This window comes from Pseudomonas sp. ATCC 13867, from assembly GCF_000349845.1.
GTDB lineage: Bacteria > Pseudomonadota > Gammaproteobacteria > Pseudomonadales > Pseudomonadaceae > Pseudomonas.
This window is the reverse complement of the sequence record NC_020829.1, coordinates 2,431,175-2,447,307: the sequence shown is the minus strand read 5'-3', so window position 1 is coordinate 2,447,307 and position 16,133 is coordinate 2,431,175. Positions and strand designations below refer to the sequence as shown.

General features: G+C 68.3%; 13 protein-coding genes. 8 read left to right on the top strand and 5 right to left on the bottom strand.

Features of this window, described 5'->3' with window-relative positions:
- Positions 1-313: 313 nt before the first annotated feature.
- The 5 genes from putA to H681_RS11140 form a co-directional block, all read right to left on the bottom strand.
- The gene (gene putA / locus H681_RS11160) at positions 314-4,252 is read right to left on the bottom strand and encodes a trifunctional transcriptional regulator/proline dehydrogenase/L-glutamate gamma-semialdehyde dehydrogenase (protein WP_015476961.1); all 3,939 of its coding nucleotides are present in this window, start codon (positions 4,250-4,252) and stop codon (positions 314-316) included.
- Between the two features lie 441 nt (positions 4,253-4,693).
- Positions 4,694-5,014: a DUF2025 family protein gene (locus H681_RS11155; protein WP_015476960.1), complete on the bottom strand. Its 321-nt coding sequence runs from the start codon at positions 5,012-5,014 to the stop codon at positions 4,694-4,696.
- A gap of 307 nt (positions 5,015-5,321) precedes the next feature.
- The gene (gene ubiM, locus H681_RS11150; RefSeq protein ID WP_015476959.1) at positions 5,322-6,494 is read right to left on the bottom strand and encodes a 5-demethoxyubiquinol-8 5-hydroxylase UbiM; all 1,173 of its coding nucleotides are present in this window, start codon (positions 6,492-6,494) and stop codon (positions 5,322-5,324) included.
- Positions 6,495-6,631: 137 nt separating this feature from the next.
- Positions 6,632-7,474: an IclR family transcriptional regulator gene (locus tag H681_RS11145; protein ID WP_015476958.1), complete on the bottom strand. Its 843-nt coding sequence runs from the start codon at positions 7,472-7,474 to the stop codon at positions 6,632-6,634.
- 320 nt (positions 7,475-7,794) lie between these two features.
- On the bottom strand, positions 7,795-8,565 hold the full coding sequence (locus tag H681_RS11140; protein WP_015476957.1) for a GntR family transcriptional regulator: 771 nt from the start codon (positions 8,563-8,565) through the stop codon (positions 7,795-7,797).
- Between the two features lie 157 nt (positions 8,566-8,722).
- Between H681_RS11140 and H681_RS11135 the strand changes: the two genes are divergently transcribed.
- From H681_RS11135 to H681_RS11100, 8 genes are all read left to right on the top strand, one after another.
- Positions 8,723-10,222 (top strand): class I adenylate-forming enzyme family protein, encoded by a 1,500-nt coding sequence (locus tag H681_RS11135; RefSeq protein WP_015476956.1) that lies wholly within the window; start codon positions 8,723-8,725, stop codon positions 10,220-10,222.
- Positions 10,219-10,992 carry a citryl-CoA lyase gene (locus tag H681_RS11130; protein ID WP_015476955.1) on the top strand — a complete coding sequence of 258 codons (774 nt, stop codon included), beginning with the start codon at positions 10,219-10,221 and terminating at the stop codon, positions 10,990-10,992. Before H681_RS11135 ends, H681_RS11130 begins: the two co-directional genes overlap by 4 nt.
- Before the next feature lie 78 nt (positions 10,993-11,070).
- Positions 11,071-12,024, top strand: coding sequence for a VOC family protein (locus tag H681_RS11125; protein WP_015476954.1), 954 nt, complete (start codon positions 11,071-11,073; stop codon positions 12,022-12,024).
- Positions 12,025-12,091: 67 nt separating this feature from the next.
- On the top strand, positions 12,092-12,760 hold the full coding sequence (locus tag H681_RS11120) for an alpha/beta hydrolase (protein ID WP_015476953.1): 669 nt from the start codon (positions 12,092-12,094) through the stop codon (positions 12,758-12,760).
- Complete coding sequence (locus tag H681_RS11115; protein WP_015476952.1) at positions 12,757-13,821, top strand: maleylacetate reductase; 1,065 nt, start codon at positions 12,757-12,759, stop codon at positions 13,819-13,821. Before H681_RS11120 ends, H681_RS11115 begins: the two co-directional genes overlap by 4 nt.
- A gap of 14 nt (positions 13,822-13,835) precedes the next feature.
- Positions 13,836-14,537 carry an NIPSNAP family protein gene (locus H681_RS11110; RefSeq protein WP_015476951.1) on the top strand — a complete coding sequence of 234 codons (702 nt, stop codon included), beginning with the start codon at positions 13,836-13,838 and terminating at the stop codon, positions 14,535-14,537.
- Positions 14,538-14,624: 87 nt separating this feature from the next.
- Entirely contained in the window at positions 14,625-15,521 is an 897-nt protein-coding gene (locus tag H681_RS11105) for a SphA family protein (RefSeq protein WP_015476950.1), read from the top strand.
- Between the two features lie 11 nt (positions 15,522-15,532).
- Complete coding sequence (locus H681_RS11100) at positions 15,533-16,078, top strand: antibiotic biosynthesis monooxygenase (RefSeq protein ID WP_015476949.1); 546 nt, start codon at positions 15,533-15,535, stop codon at positions 16,076-16,078.
- Positions 16,079-16,133: the final 55 nt, after the last annotated feature.

Here is a 16,133-nt window from a genome sequence, read left to right as displayed (position 1 = left end):
AGCTTGCTCGCGAACCAGGACCGGCACCCATCGTACGGATATGGAATCCCATCGCGGACAGAGTCCGCTCCTGCACGCCGTTCTGGCCGCATGCGTCAAGCAGATACCTGGGACGAGAAAGGAAATCGGCGGAGCGGGTAGCTCCGCCGTCGTGCCGGGCCTGGCGCCCGAAACGGAATGCGCGGGAAGCGCGAGGGAAACGGCCCGCCCGGAGCGGATAGCCCCACCCGAAGGCTGGCAGGCCGGAGCCGCCGGACGGCGGCCGAAAGGCTCGCCGGGAACGCCCCGAACAGGCGCGCTCCCGGCATGGACGTCAGCCGATGGTCATCAGGCTGGCGTTGCCGCCGGCGGCGGCGGTGTTGACGCTCAGGGCGCGCTCGATCAGCAGGCGCTCCAGGGGGATGTCGGTTTCCCCGCGGTTCAACCCGGTGACTCCGACGATGGCGCCCTTGCGCTGGGATGCCTGCTCGCACACCGCACGCAACTGGTCGGAATCGCCGTGATGCAGGATGGCGTCGAAGGCGCTGTCGGTGGCGGCCCAGTCGGCGATCAGGTCGATGCGCTTCTGCACCTCCTTCGGCAGGCTGGTAACCAGTTCGCTCTGCGCCTGCAGGACCAGCGCGCGGCTGCCCACGGACAGTACGGCGGCCAACTGCGCCAGCAGGTCGGCGCGTTCCTCGGCCAGGCACAGCACGTGTTCGCGCGGCAGCAGGCTGTAGGTGTTGCGCTCGCCGGTCGGGCCGGTCAGCACCTGCACGGTGTAGCTCTGCGACAGCTCGGCGTACCCGGCGATCAGCGCGGCCAGCGCCGGCTCGTTCTGGCCGGCCCACTGGGTCAGCGCATCCACCGCCTTGCTCGCCTCGGCCGGACGGGTCACCGCTTGCGCGCCGTCCCCCTGCAGTTGCCTGGCCACCGCGTCCTGCGGGCGGGTCGAGAGCAGTCGGTACAGGTACAGCGGACCGCCGGCCTTCGGACCGGTGCCGGACAGGCCCTCGCCACCGAAGGGCTGCACGCCGACCACGGCGCCGACCACGTTGCGGTTCACATAGAGGTTGCCGACGTGGGCGCTCTCCACTACCTGGGCGATGGTCTCGTCGATGCGGGTGTGCACGCCCAGGGTCAGGCCATAGCCGGAAGCGTTGATCTGCTCCAGCAACTGGCCCAGCTCGGCGCGCTGGTAACGCACCACGTGCAGCACCGGGCCGAAGATTTCGCGCTTGAGTTCGCTGAAGCTGTCCAGCTCGATCAGGGTCGGCACGACGAAGGTGCCGCGCTTGATTTCCTCGGCGTCCACGCGGGCGCTCTGGAACACCTTGCGGCCTTTGTCGCGCAGGGTCTGGATGTGCTTGTCGATGTTGCCCTTGGCTTCCTCGTCGATCACCGGACCGATGTCGGTGTGCAGGCGCTCCGGCGCACCGACGCGGTACTCGGCCATCGCGCCCTTGAGCATGGCGATCACGCGGTCGGCCACGTCGTCCTGCACGCACAGCACGCGCAACGCGGAGCAGCGCTGGCCGGCGCTGTCGAAGGCGGAGTTGACCACGTCCACCACCACCTGCTCGGCCAGTGCCGAGGAGTCGACGATCATCGCGTTGAGACCGCCGGTTTCGGCGATCAGCGGGATGGTACGGCCCTGGGCGTCGAGGCGACCGGCGATGTTGCGCTGGAGGATGCCGGCCACTTCGGTGGAGCCGGTGAACATCACACCACGCACGCGCTCGTCACCAACCAGGCGGGCACCGACGGTTTCGCCACGGCCCGGCAGCAGCTGCACGGCGCCAGCGGGCACACCGGCTTCCAGCAGGATGCGCACGGCTTGCGCGGCGATCAGCGGAGTCTGCTCGGCGGGCTTGGCCAGCACGGTGTTACCGGCGGCCAGGGCGGCGGCCACCTGGCCGCTGAAGATCGCCAGCGGGAAGTTCCACGGGCTGATGCAGACCACCGGGCCCAGCGGGCGGTGGCTATCGTTCGCGAAGTGGGTACTGGCCTGGGCGCCGTAGTAGCGCAGGAAGTCCACGGCCTCGCGCACTTCGGCGATGGCGTTGGCGAAGGTCTTGCCCGATTCGCGCACCAGTACGCCCATCAGCGACTGGATTTCGGCTTCCATCAGGTCGGCGGCGCGCTGCAGGATGGCGCCGCGCTCGGCCGGCTGGGTGGACTGCCAGATCTGCGCGCTGGACAGCGCGCCGAGGATGGCATTGTTCACGTCGGCTTCGCTGGCTTCACGCACGTGACCGACCACGTCACGCAGGTCGGCCGGGTTGCGTACCGGCTGCGGCTCGCCCGGAGCGGCATCGGCCAGGCCCAGCATCGGCTCAGCGATGTAGACGGTGTTGGTGCTCGACAGCAGCGCCGAGGACAGCGAACCCAGGCGGTGTTCGTTGGCCAGGTCGATGCCGGCGGAGTTCAGCCGCGACTCGCCATACAGCCCGCGCGGCAGCGCGATGCGCGGGTGCGGCAGGCCCAGGGTGCCTTCCTGCGCGGCCATCTGCTCGACCTGCAGCACCGGGTCCAGCACCAGGTCCTTGAGCGAGATGCTGTGGTCGGCGATACGGTTGACGAAGGAGGTGTTGGCGCCGTTTTCCAGCAGGCGGCGCACCAGGTACGCCAGCAGGGTTTCATGGCTGCCCACCGGGGCGTAGATGCGGCACGGACGGTTGAACTTGCCGTCGGCGACCTTGCCCACCACCTGCTCGTAGAGCGGCTCGCCCATGCCGTGCAGGCACTGGAACTCATACTGGCCGGGATAGTAGTTCTGCCCGGCCAGCTGGTAGATGGCCGACAGCGAGTGCGCGTTGTGGGTGGCGAACTGCGGGTAGATGGCTTCCGGCACGGACAGCAGCTTGCGCGCACAGGCCAGATAGGACACGTCGGTGTAAGGCTTGCGGGTGTAGACCGGGTAGCCTTCCAGGCCGTTGACCTGGGCCAGCTTGATTTCGCTGTCCCAGTAGGCGCCCTTCACCAGGCGGATCATCAGGCGGTGGCGGCTGCGCTTGGCCAGGTCGATGACGTAGTCGATCACGTACGGGCAGCGCTTCTGGTAGGCCTGGATGACGAAGCCGATGCCATTCCAGCCGGCGAGGCTCGGCTCGAAGCACAGGCGCTCCAGCAGGTCGAGGGAGATTTCCAGGCGGTCGGCTTCCTCGGCGTCGATGTTGATGCCGATGTCGTAGTCGCGGGCCATCTTCACCAGGCCGAGCACGGTCGGGTACAGCTCGTCCATCACGCGGTCGTACTGCGCGCGGCTGTAGCGCGGGTGCAGCGCGGAGAGCTTGATCGAGATGCCCGGGCCTTCGTAGATGCCACGGCCGTGGGATGCCTTGCCGATGGCATGAATGGCCTGTTCGTAGGACGCCAGGTAGTGACGGGCGTCGTCTTCGGTCAGCGCGGCTTCGCCGAGCATGTCGTAGGAGTAGCGGAAGCCGCGGGATTCCATGTTGGCCGCATTGGCCAGGGCCTCGGCGATGGTCTCGCCGGTGACGAACTGCTCGCCCATCAGGCGCATGGCCATGTCCACGCCCTTGCGGATCAGCGGCTCGCCGGACTTGCCGATGATGCGGTTGAGCGACGAGGACATGCCGGCCTCGGTGTGGGTCGAAACCAGCTTGCCGGTGATCAGCAGGCCCCAGGAGGCCGCGTTGACGAACATCGACGGGCTCTGGCCCAGGTGCTGGCTCCAGTTGCCGTTGCTGATCTTGTCGCGGATCAGCGCGTCACGGGTGGCCTTGTCCGGGATGCGCAGCAGCGCTTCGGCCAGGCACATCAGCGCCACGCCTTCCTGGGACGACAGGGAGAACTCCTGCAGCAGGCCCTGCACCAGGCCCTGGCGGCCGCCGGCGTTCTTCTGGTTGCGCAGTTTCTCGGCAATGCCCAGGGCCATCTTGTTGGCGGCGTCGGCCTGTTCCTTGGGCAGACGCGCCAGGTCCAGCAGCATCGGCAACGCCTCGGTTTCCGGGCGGCGATAGGCGGCGGTAATGGCGGCACGCAGCACGGACTGCGGCAGGATGCTTTCGGCGAAATCGAGGAAGACCTGCAGGCCCTGCTCGCTCAGCGAGTCCAGGGACTCTTCGCCAGCGGCGGCGGCCAGACCGGAATGCTCGGCGGGAGTCAGCCCACCCTCGACCTGTTCCAGGTACGTGAAGATCGCTTGCTTGATCAGCCAGTGTGGAGTGCGGTCGAGTTGCTGGGCTGCGTGCTTCAGACGTTCGCGGGTAGCGTCGTCGAGCTTCACGCCGAGGGTCGTGGTGGCCATGAGTCGTCCTATTGTTAAAAAAGTGGAGCGTGGCAAAACGGCGCAAGGTTAAACCGCCGCCCACAAAGGTGCAACCAGGTGCAACCACTCTTTCGCAAGCACCCGAATACGCTTGGTCCCAAGCATTCACGGGGCATTTCGGGACCAGGGCGAAGCGCTCCGCCGAGTATGCCGACGGACGGATGAGACCAAGGTATAACCCGACGCGCGAACAGGTTGCACCTTAATGCAAGGCGAACCTGAACAGCATAGGCCAGGCGCAGCCGGTTGCGCTCGCCGAGACGACCGCAGGCACAGCCTGGAGAACGGGACCGGGGGGCGCCAGCGCCCCGCCCTTGCAGGCCCGGCCAGGCTCTCGGTCAGCCGAAGGCCGAACGCGGCGGAGCAGCGCCGGAGAGATGCGAGGCCGACCGGCGCAACCGGCCACCCCGCCGCCGGGACTTACTTCAGGCGCCGTTCCGCTACGATTTCCGGCAGGTCGGTGCGGCGCAGGTAGGTGAGCAGCGCATCGCCGAAGTTGAGGCGGTCATTGATGTTCTGCGCGACGAGAATCTCCAGGCATTCACGGCTCAGGGTCATGAGCGTACCCGTCCCTAACGTCCAGACGAACTCGCACGCTGGCCGGATGCTGTCCTCGACCACGTCCATGCCGAAGGAGTCCTCGCTGAAACGCACGATGTACTTGCCCGTCTTGCGGTTGAAACCGACGAAGCCGCACAGGCCGTCGGCGGCCGCACAGATGTCGCTGGAAGAGATGGCCATGATGCCCCCTGGATCGGATTGTTATGGTTTTCGCACGCAGGAGGAGCCGCTCTGACGGCGGCTGGATCGTTCATTTTGCCCCACACCGGCGCGAGGCCGACTGTCGCAGCGAACGGCTTTCGTGGGAGCGAGCATGCTCGCGAACCGCCCAAGGCCGAAGTCACCGGCAATAACCGCTCGCGGTTGTACGCCCTGCGTTTTCGACGAATTACCGTGTAAAGCTCGCTGGGATGGCGTGGAGCGATGGTCGATGACAGAGCACGCTCCCGTAGGAGCGGACTCCGTCCGCGATGCTTTGCTCGGGCCTTTATGCCCCCTGCGCCAGATGCCGCGCGATGACCTGCCGCAGCGGCGGCAGGCCCTGTGCCAGGCGCAGGCCGGCGTTGCGCAGCAGGCGCGCCGGCGGACGCGGGTCGGTGTACATGCCGACGATCAGGCGCGTGGCCTGGTACAGCGGCCAGGTCGCCAGGCGGTGGGCCGTGGCGTAACGGCGCAGCGGCCAGGCGCCGCCGATGTCGCCGCCGCGCCGATGGGTGGCCAGCACTTCCGCGGCGAGCCGGCGCTGGCTCTGCAGGCCGAAGTTGAAACCGTGTGCCGTGACCGGATGCATGCCGACGGCGGCGTCGCCGATCAGGGCGCTGCGCGGGCCGGCGAAGCGGTCGGCGAAGACCCCCACCAGCGGATAGCTATGGCGCGCGCCGAGCAGTTGCATCGCACCCAGGCGGCGGTCGAAGCGCCGCTCCATCTCGTGGGCGAACGCCGCCTCGCCCAGTTCCAGCAGCGGCGCCATCTCGCGCTGCGGCAAGGTCAGCACCACCGAAGAGCGGTCGCCGTTGATCGGCAGCAGCGCCAGCGTCTGGCCGTAGCCGAACCATTCCCAGGCCACGTTGTGGTGCGGCCGTTCGTGGGCCATGCGGCAGACCATCATGGTCTTGCCGAAATCCTCCATGCTCGCGCCGATGCCGAGCATCCGCCGCGTCTCGGAGAAGCGGCTGTCGGCGGCGACCAGCAGGCGCGCATGCACCTGGCTGTCGTCGTCCAGCGTCAGTTGCGCGCCGTCGCGCTCCATCCGCAGCGAGCGCAGCGCCCGGCCGCAGAGCAGCGAGACATCCGGGCATTCCTGCACCGCGTCGAATGCCGCGCGACGGATCACCTGGTTGGAAACGAAGTAGCCCAGCTGCTCGGCACCCGCCTGCCCTGCCTCGATACGCAGCGCGAACAGCGACGGCCCGTTGAGCACCTGGGCATCGCGCAGCGGCGAGACGTCCTGCGGATCGATGCGCGACCACATCCCCAGCCGCTGCAACTCGGCGCGGGAGGCATGGGTCAGGGCGATCTCGCGGCCGTCCTCGGCCGGCTCGGCCAGGCAGGCCTGCGGCTGGCGCTCGATCAACAGGATCGACAGGCCGTTGCCGGACAGCGAGCGGGCCAGACAGAGCCCGGCGGGGCCGGCGCCGACGATGGCGATGTCCACGTGCATGGGTGACTCCTTTCGCGGGGATGGGCGGTCCCGGAGTCTAGGTTGGCCGCCCGTCGGTTTCGTTGCCGTGGATCAGTCCGGCGTGGCACCGCGCCTGCGACTGCACGGCGCACACCTCCGAAGAGGCACGCCGTCGCTCAGTGGAACAGCCGGGTGCTCAGCTCGCGGCTGGCTTCCAGCAGCACCGGCAGGAAGCGGGTTTCCAGCTCCTGGCGCGACACTCGTCCGGCATGGGTGCCAACGTTCAGCGCGGCCAGCACCTGGCCGGCGGAGTCCTTCAGCGGCACGGCGATGGAGCGCAGGCCGACTTCCAGTTCCTGGTCGATGATCACCCAGCCCTGCCGGCGGATCTCGGCGATGCTCGAACGCAGCATCTCCGGGGTGTGCACGGTGCGACTGGTCTTCACCTGCAGGTCGGCGTGGGACAGGTAGTCCTCCAATGCCTCGTCGTCCAGCCCGGCGAGCAGGATGCGGCCCATCGAGGTGCAATAGGCCGGCAGCCGGCTGCCGACGCTGAGGTCCACGGAGATCAGGCGCTGCGGCGTCGCGGAGCGGGCGATGTAGAGGATTTCGTCACCCTCCAGGGTGGCCATCGAACAGGCCTCGTGCAGCTGCTCGCTCAGGCGGTCGAGGATCGGCTGGGCGGTGACCGCCAACGGCGTGGACGACAGGTAGGCGTGGCCGAGGGTCAGCACCTTGGGCAGCAGCGAATAGGTGCGTCCGTCGGAGGTGACGTAGCCCAGTTTCATGAGCGTGTGCAGGCAGCGGCGCACGGCGGCGCGGGGAATCTCGGTGCGGTGGCTGATCTGCGCGATGGTCAGGTGGCGCTTACGCTCCTGGAAGGCATGGATCACTGCCAGGCCACGGGCCAGCGAGGTCATGAAATTCGGATCGCCGGTAAAGGCCTCGATACGCCTGGCCGGCGAGGCGACGATCGGCGGCGCGAGGGGCGGCAGGCTGGCGCGGGGGGAGTCGGTCATTCCTTGTTATTCCTGACGGGCGGGCTCTGGCCGATTATCGATACGACTGAGCGATTATCGCAACCGGAATGACCGATTACCGCACAAGGTATGACCGCGAAGCGTCTGTTCCGTGCGCTTCGCGCTCGCCAGGATAGCCGCTTCGCAACGACGCTGCCGGCAGGTCCATGAAGCGAGCCTCAGAGTCCTATTCCGGGAACACCGTATTCGGGCCTTTCGGTGGTAAAAAAGGCCCAAGGGTCTGTCGCCCTCCGACCCGGGCATCACCCCGGGCAAGCCTTTTCCGCATGGCGCGGAAGGCAGTGGACGGGACGCTCTTCTCACATGGCCGACGAGGACAACTGGAACGACATCGAATAGCTGAAGCGGCTGGCCGGATGCATCCCGGTGGTCACTTCGATGACCCGGTCGCGAACGAAATAGGTCCGGATGATGCGCAACCCCGGCGATCCCCTGGGCACTTGCAGCAAGTCGGCCGCCGCGCCCTCGATCAGCACGCCCTGGATCTCCTGCTCGACGCGGGTGACCTTGATGCCATAGCGCTCCTCGATGAGTGTGTAGACCGGCACATCCATGCTCGGGCTGATCCCCGGCAGGTCGCCGTAGGCCGCGTCGACGTAGATGTCGACCAGGGCGATCGGCTCGCCGTCGTCGTCGGCGCTCAACCGCGTGCCGTTCAGGTGCAGCCACCGCCCCCCGGCCGCACCGCGCAGGAGTTGGGCGTGCTCGGCCCCGGCCTTGAGGTCCTGGCGGCCGGTCATGCGGAAGCGGGTGCCCTGGGCATAGCGGACCAGGTCGGACAGGTTGTCCATCGACTGGGTGTAGCGGGACTGCGGCCGGCTCGCCACCACCGTGGTACCCACCCCGGCCTGCCGCGTCACCAGCCCCAGCGCGCAGAGTTTCTGGATCGCCTGGCGCACCGTGTAGCGGCTCAGGCCCCATTTGGCGCACAGCTCGGCCTCGGTCGGCAGCAGTTCGCCGATCGCCGGCTGGCCGTTGCGGATGTCCTGCATCAGGCTGCGGGCAAGGTCGAGGTGGCGTGGCGCGGGCGCGCTCAGCACGTCGTCGTCGAGGTCGTGCGAGGTTTTCATGGCGTGGTCAGGGCCTTTCGGAGGGCAATGGAATGCCACCGATGATAACGCGGCAAAAGGGCATTGACATAAATATTCGAATGTTCGAACATTTGAATCAACGAAGCCCATCCGGCTTTTGTCCTGGGATCACCAGCCGCCACCCGCAGGAGCCCGCATGTACCCGATCCACTTTCTCTGGCGCTCGGCCGAGCGTTTCCCCCACCGCACCGCGCTGATCGGCACGAGCGGATCGCTGACCTTCCGCGAACTGGCCGATACCGTGCTGGCCCGCGCCTCGGTACTGACCGCACTCGATCCGCTGCCCGGCAGCCGGGTCGGCATAGCCGCGGCGAACAGCGTGGACCACCTGCTCGCCCTGCTCGCCGTGCTGGCCGCCGGCAAGGTCTGGGTGCCGCTCAACCCGCGCAATGGCGACCCGGAACTGCGCCGCATCGTCGAGTTCGCCGAGCCTGGCCTGGTGCTCGCCGACGAGTCGATGGCCGCGCGCCTGGCGGGCATCCCGGCGCGTCTGGAGCTGCTCGACGTGCTGCAGCGCAACGCCGCCGTGGCCGTCGAAGCGGCGATGGGGCCTCGCTCGCGGGGCGGCGTGTCGCTGGAATACGCCCAGGCTATCAAGTTCACCGGCGGCACCACCGGCACGCCCAAGGGCGTCATCCAGCCGCTGCGTGCCTGGAACACCAATATCGTCACGCAGATCCACGAACTGGGCCTGACGCCGGACGACCGCTACCTGGTCGCCGCGCCGATCACCCACGGCACCGGCACCTACATGCTGCCGCTGCTCGGCGCCGGCGGCGCGCTGGTCTTCCCCGACGGCAGCGGCCCCGCCGCCCTGCTGGATGCGGCGGCGCGGCACCGGGTGACGATCTTCTTCGCCCCGCCGACGCTGATCCAGTCCCTGGCCGAGGAGCAACGCCACGCACCGCGCGACCTCTCCAGCCTGCGCTACCTGGTCTACGGCGGCGCTCCCATGCGGCCGGAACAGATCTGCGCCGCGCAGGCGGTCTTCGGCCCGGTGCTGTGCACCTCGTACGGGCAAACCGAAGCGCCGCAGATCATCACCTTCATGCCGCCGCAGGAGATGCACGGCGACAACCTCAGTTCCATCGGCCGGCCCTCGCTGCTGACCCAGGTGGCCATCGTCGATGCCGAGGGCCATCCGCTGCCGGTGGGCGAGGAAGGCGAAATTGCGGTGCGCGGCGACCTGGTGATGGGCGGCTACCTCAATGCCGAGGAGGAAACCCGCAAGACCCTGGTCAACGGCTGGCTGCGCACCGGCGATGCGGGCGTGTTCGACGAGCGCGGCTTCCTGTTCCTGCGCGACCGGCTGCGCGACGTGATCATCACCGGCGGTTTCAACGTGTACCCCAGCGATGTCGAGGTAGTGCTCTCCTCGCACCCGGCGGTAGCCGACTGCGCGGTGGTGGGCATCGCCGATCCCAAGTGGGGCGAGGCGGTGCATGCGGCGGTACGCCTGCGCAACGGCATGCAGGTCAGCGCCGACGAACTGATCGGCCTGGTCAAGCGTGAACTGGGCTCGGTGAAAACGCCCAAGCACATCCACTTCTTCGACGTACTGCCGCAGAGCGCCGTGGCCAAGATCCTCAAGCCGGCGGTGCGCGAAGCCATCCTGAAAGCGAGCCAGGCATCATGAGCACTCAAGCCCCGCGCACCCAGCTGTGCAGCCACGGCCCGGACGCCATCCACTACCGCGACGCCAACCTGGTCGACGACCTGATCGGCAAGGCCGGCTTCGTCGAGGTGTTCCTCCGCCAGACCTTCGGCCGGCAGCCCAGCGCCGCCGAACTGACCATCGTCGATGCGGTGCTGGTGACCCTGATGGAGCATGGCCTGACGCCCAGCGTGATCGCCGCGCGGATGGTCTACTCCAGCTCCCCGGAAAATCTCCAGGCGGGTGTCGCCGCCGGCCTGCTGGCCGTGGCCAGCCGCTTCGTCGGCACGATGGAACCCGCCGCCGGGCTGCTGCGCCGGATAGTGGACGCCGGTGAGCAAGGCGCCGCCGAAGCCCGGCGCATCGCCGCCGAGCACCGCGCCCAGCGCCAGCCCGTCCCCGGCTTCGGCCACCACCTGCACCGACCCGACGATCCCCGCGCCGTGGCGCTGCTCGAACTGGCCGCGCGGACCGGCACCTTCGGCCGCCACTGCGAAGCGCTGCAGGCGCTGGCCGGCGCGATCGACGAAGCCGCCGGGCGGCACATCACCATCAATGCCACCGGCGCGGTGGCCGCCCTGCTCGGCGACATCGGCGTGCCGCCGGAGCTGATGCGTGGCTTCGCCGTACTCAGCCGCGCCGCCGGGCTGGTCGCCCACATCGCCGAGGAGCAGCGCGAACCCTCGGGCCGTTTCATCTGGGACCTGGTCGACCAGGCGATGAGCACCGCAGAACACTCCACCGATCACTGAGGAAAACCGCCAAGCCCTCGTGTGCAGTACCAACCTGACTTGGCCACCGACAACAATAAAATCATGAGGAACCCCATCATGAATGCGGCAATTCAGCGTCACCACCACATCACCCTGAGCGTGGGTACTGCCCAGCAGGACTACGACTTCCACACCAAGGTCCTGTCCCTCAAGAGCGTCAAGAAGACCCTGATCTACGACGGTTCCAAACCCTTCTACCACCTCTACTACGGCAACGACGTGGGCGAGGAAAGCACCCTGCTGACCTGCTTCCCGGTCGCGCACTTCGGCCGCAAGGGCCAGCGCGGCAACGGCCAGATCAACACCATCAGCCTGTCGGTACCGGCGTCCAGCATCGGCTTCTGGGCCAGGCGCCTGGCCGATCACGGGTTCGAGGTGAAGCGCAGCGAGCGCTTCGGCGAGCAGGTACTGAGCTTCGCCCATCCCTGCGGCATTCCCTACGAGCTGATCGGCATCGCCGACGATGACCGCACGCCCTACTCCAACGGCGAAGTCCCGGCCGAGCTGGCAATCCGCGGCCTGCACACCATCGTCATCAACGCACCGGCGATGGAGCCCTCGCAGGAGTTCATGATCGACGCCTGGAGCGCCGGCGAAACCGCCCGCGACGGCAAGTTCACCCGCTTCCAGTTCGGCGACGGCGGCTCCGGACGCTACGTCGACTTCGCCCTGGAGTCCCGCCTGCCGCAGGCCAGTTGGTCGTACGGCGAGGGCACGGTGCACCACTGCGCGTTCCAGGTCGCCGACCACCTGGTGCAGGACGCGGTCAAGCGCCGCCTGGAGGGCCTTGGCTTCACCGACACCTCCGAGCGCAAGGACCGCGGCTACTTCGAATCGATCTACGTGCGCACCCCCAGCGGCGCGATGTTCGAGGCCACCGTGTCGAAGCCCGAAGGATTCCTGATCGACGAAAGCTACGAGAACCTCGGCGCGGAAATCATGATCGCCCCGCAGTTCAACCACCAGCGCGAGGAAATCCTCGCCTCGCTGGAATCGCTGAAATACGACTGACGATCCGTTCCCGCGGCCGCCATCACGGCGGCCATGCCACGGCTGGTCGGCAGCCCGGAGAAGCGCAATGGCACAACCCAACCCTCACCTCGAACCGCCCGTCCGGGTCTTCGGCGCCGCTCCGCACGAGGCGCGCCTGGCAGTCATCCTCGTGCATGGCCGTGGTCAGTCGGCGGAGCTGATGCAACAACTGGTGATCGAGCGTTTCGGCCGCGCCGACCTGGCCTGGTTCGCCCCCACGGCGGACAGCGGCAGCTGGTACCCGGAGCGCTTCATCGCGCCGCTGGAAGCCAACGAGCCGCGCCTGTCCCAGGCCCTGGAACGCCTGGAGCGACTCTCTGCGCAGTTGGTGGCACAGGGCTTCCCCTATTCCTCCCAGATACTGATGGGCTTCTCCCAGGGCGGCTGCCTGTGCTGCGAGTTCGCCTGGCGCAGTGCCCACCGCTACCGCGCGCTGGTGAGCTTCACCGGCGGCCTGATCGGCCCGCCCGGCCTGCCGCGCGATACCGTCCGGCCGGCGCTGCGCGACCTGCCGGTGCTGCTGTCGAGCTGGGACGACGACCCCCATGTGCCGCCGGAAAGCGTGCAGGAAAGCGCCGCGCTGCTGCGCGCCGCCGGCGCCGAAGTCCACCTGCACATAGAGCCGGCTTTCGAGCACGGCATCCGTGACACCGAGATCGGCTACGCGCGCAACCTGCTGGACGCCGAGCCACTGCATCAGGAAACCCGACCATGAGCATCCAGGCCTTCCTCCATGACGAGCCCGCTTCGCGGGTGATCTTCGGCCGCGGCAGCCGCGAACAGGTCGCCGCCGAACTCGACGCCTTCGGCGCGCGCCGCGCCCTGGTGCTGACCACCCCGGACCAGACCGCCCTGGGCGAGCGCATCGCCGGCCTGCTCGGCGAGCGCAGCGCCGGAGTCTACGGCGGCGCGGTGATGCATGTGCCGCGGGAGGCCGCGAGCAAGGCCATCGAGGTCGCCCGCGAAGTCGGCGCAGATGCCTGCGTGGCGGTGGGTGGCGGTTCCACCATCGGGCTGGCCAAGGCCATCGCCCTGGAATCGTCGCTGCCGATCCTCGCTCTGCCGACCACCTACGCCGGCTCGGAAATGACCCCGCTGTACGGCATCACCGAAGGCGGCGAGAAGAAGACCGGCCGCGACTGGAAGGTCACCCCGCGCACGGTGATCTACGACCCCGAACTGAGCGTCGGCCTACCGCTGGCGATCAGCGTCAGCAGCGGCATGAATGCCATCGCCCACGCCGCCGAAGGTCTCTACGCACACAACGCCAGCCCGGTGCACAAGCTGATGGCGGAAGAAGGCATTCGCGCCCTGGCCGCCGCCCTGCCGGCACTGCAGCGTGCCCCCGGCGACCTCGATGCCCGTGGCGATGCGCTGTACGGCGCCTGGCTCTGCGGCGCGGTGCTCGGCCGCGTGCAGATGGGCCTGCACCACAAGCTCTGCCACGTACTGGGCGGCAGCTTCAACCTGCCCCACGCCGAACTGCATACGGTGATCCTGCCCCATGCCCTGGCCTACAACGCCGAGGCCGCGCCGCAGGCGATACAGGCGCTGGCCCGCGCCCTGGGCAGCGAAGATGGCATCGCCGGGCTGGTCGCCCTGGGCCGCCGACTGGAGGCGCCGCGCTCGCTGCGCGAGATCGGCATGCCTGCCGACGGCCTGGACCGCGCCGCCGATCTCGCCGTCGCCGCGCCCTACCCCAACCCTCGCCCCCTCGACCGCGCGGCGCTGCGCGCGCTGCTGCAGCGTGCCTTCGACGGCGTCGAGCCCCGTTGAGCGTGGAGACCGCCATGCTGATCGAATACCGCGCCTATACCCTGCACCTGGGTGCCGAGGAGCTGTTCTGGGAAGCCCAGCGGGAACGGGGCGAACACGGTCTGCGACCGATCTTCGAGCGCCTGATCGGTGCCTTCGCCACGCGCAGCGGCCCCACGGACCAGGTCATCAGCCTGTACCGCTACGACAGCTTCGAGGACTGGCACAGCCGGCTCTACGGCATCTACGGGCAGACGCGCCTGCAACCATATTTCCGCGTGATCCGCCCACTCATCGCGCGCCAGGAGAGCAAGTTCCTGCTGCCCGCGCCGCTGCCCGAACTGACCCCGCACTGGGGCAACGGCCAGGACTGGCTGCCAGCCCAGGGCGCGCTGTTCGGCGCGGACAGCCTGGTCGAGCAGACCACCCTGAGTTTCTCCGCGGGCGGCGTGCCAGCCTGCTGGGAGGCCTTCCGCCAGCACGCCCTCGATGACGACCCGGTGGCGCTCAACGGCGTATTCGCCGCCTTCAGCTCCATCGCCGGCGCACTCAACGAGGTACTGATCTACCGCCGCTTCCCCCATCTCGAGGCGCTGCGGGAACACCGCCAGCAGCTACGCCATTCCTCCGCCTGGACCAGCTTCCTGCGCAGCCTCGCGCCGCTGACCGTCGCCAGCGACGTGCGCCTGCTGGAACCCTCGCCGGTAGCGGACATGGCACCGCTGTTCGCCCACTAGCCCGCCACGCCACCGCCCGCCATTGCCAACGCCGGGCGGAGGGACGCACGCGTCCCGACCACCGATCAATGTCAGGAGACAATAACAATGAAAGCCTGCACCTTCTCCCGCTCCACCCTGCTGCTCGGCCTCTTCGGCATCACGCCCCTGGCCTTCGCCACCGAAGGCGGCGGCACCGTCTACGCGCCGGGCGTCAACGGCTTCGGTTGCTGCGCCCTGCCGCCGCCGGGCACCTACATGATGGTCGACGTGCAGCACTACCGCGCCGACGAACTGAAGGGCAACGACGGCCGCAGCGTGCCGGTGCAGGGCTTCAAGGTCCGCGCCGACGCCATCGCGCCGCGCTTCATCTGGGTCACCCCGCAGGAACTGCTGGGCGGCACGCTGGCGCTGCACACCATCGTGCCGGTAGTCACCCTCGACGTCTCCGCCGGCGGCCACTCGCAACGCAACACCGGCGTCGGCGACATCGTCTTCGGTCCCTCGATCGGCTGGCACCACTCGCCGAACCTGCACACCGTGGCGGCCATCGATTTCTTCGCGCCGACCGGCGAATACGACAAGGACGACCTGGCCAACATCGGCCGCAACTACTGGGCGACCCATCTGGTCGGCGGCATCTCCTGGATCGACGCGAAGGGCTTCAACGCCGACGCCAAGGTGATGTACGGCATCAACGCGCGCAACGACGACACCGACTACCGCTCCGGCGATGAATTCATCGTCGACTATGCCGCCGGCTGGGCCTTCGGCAACGGCTGGACGGTGGGCGTGGGCGGCTATTTCTACCAGCAGATCACCGACGACGAGCAGGACGGCCATACCGTCCGCGACAACAAGGGCGCCGCCCGCGCCATCGGCCCTTCGGTGCGCTACGACAGCGGCCAGGGCTGGTTCCTCACCGCCAAGGCGTACCAGGAAACCGGCGTGCGCAACCGCGCCGAGGGCGACACGCTGTGGCTGCGCGCCGTGTTCCCGCTCTAGGAGACAGCAACATGCACGATGCCGTGACCCTGCTCATCCGCCACCAGGTGACGCCGCAACACCGGGACGACTACGAGGCCTGGATCCGCGAGATCTCCAACGCCTCGCGGCAGTTTCCGGGGCACATGGGCGTGGCGATCATTCGCCCGCACGGCGCCCAGGCGCCCTACTCCCTGGTGCTGCGCTTCGATACCCACGAACACCTGCGGGACTGGATCGAGTCCCCCACCCGCCAACGCCTGGTGGAGCGCGCGCGACCGTGGCTGCAGTCCATCGAGGAAGGCGAGATCGAGACCGGCCTGGAGTTCTGGTTCACCCCCTCCCGGCTGGCACCGCTGCACGCCCGTCCGTTCAAGCAGTTCCTGATCACCCTGTCGGCCATCTACCCGCTGACCCAGTTGCTGCCGTGGGTACTGCACCCGTTGCAGAACTGGATCGCACCGCTGCGGGAGCCCTGGCTGTTCGGCCTTCTGGTCGCGACCGTCCTGGTGCTCCTGATGGTCTACCTGGTGATGCCCCGGTATACGCGGTTCGCCGCCCGCTGGCTGTTCAGTTGAGCGGGCCCGGAACGGCGCGATTCGCGCTTCACTGCGTCGACCCTTGCCATCCTTC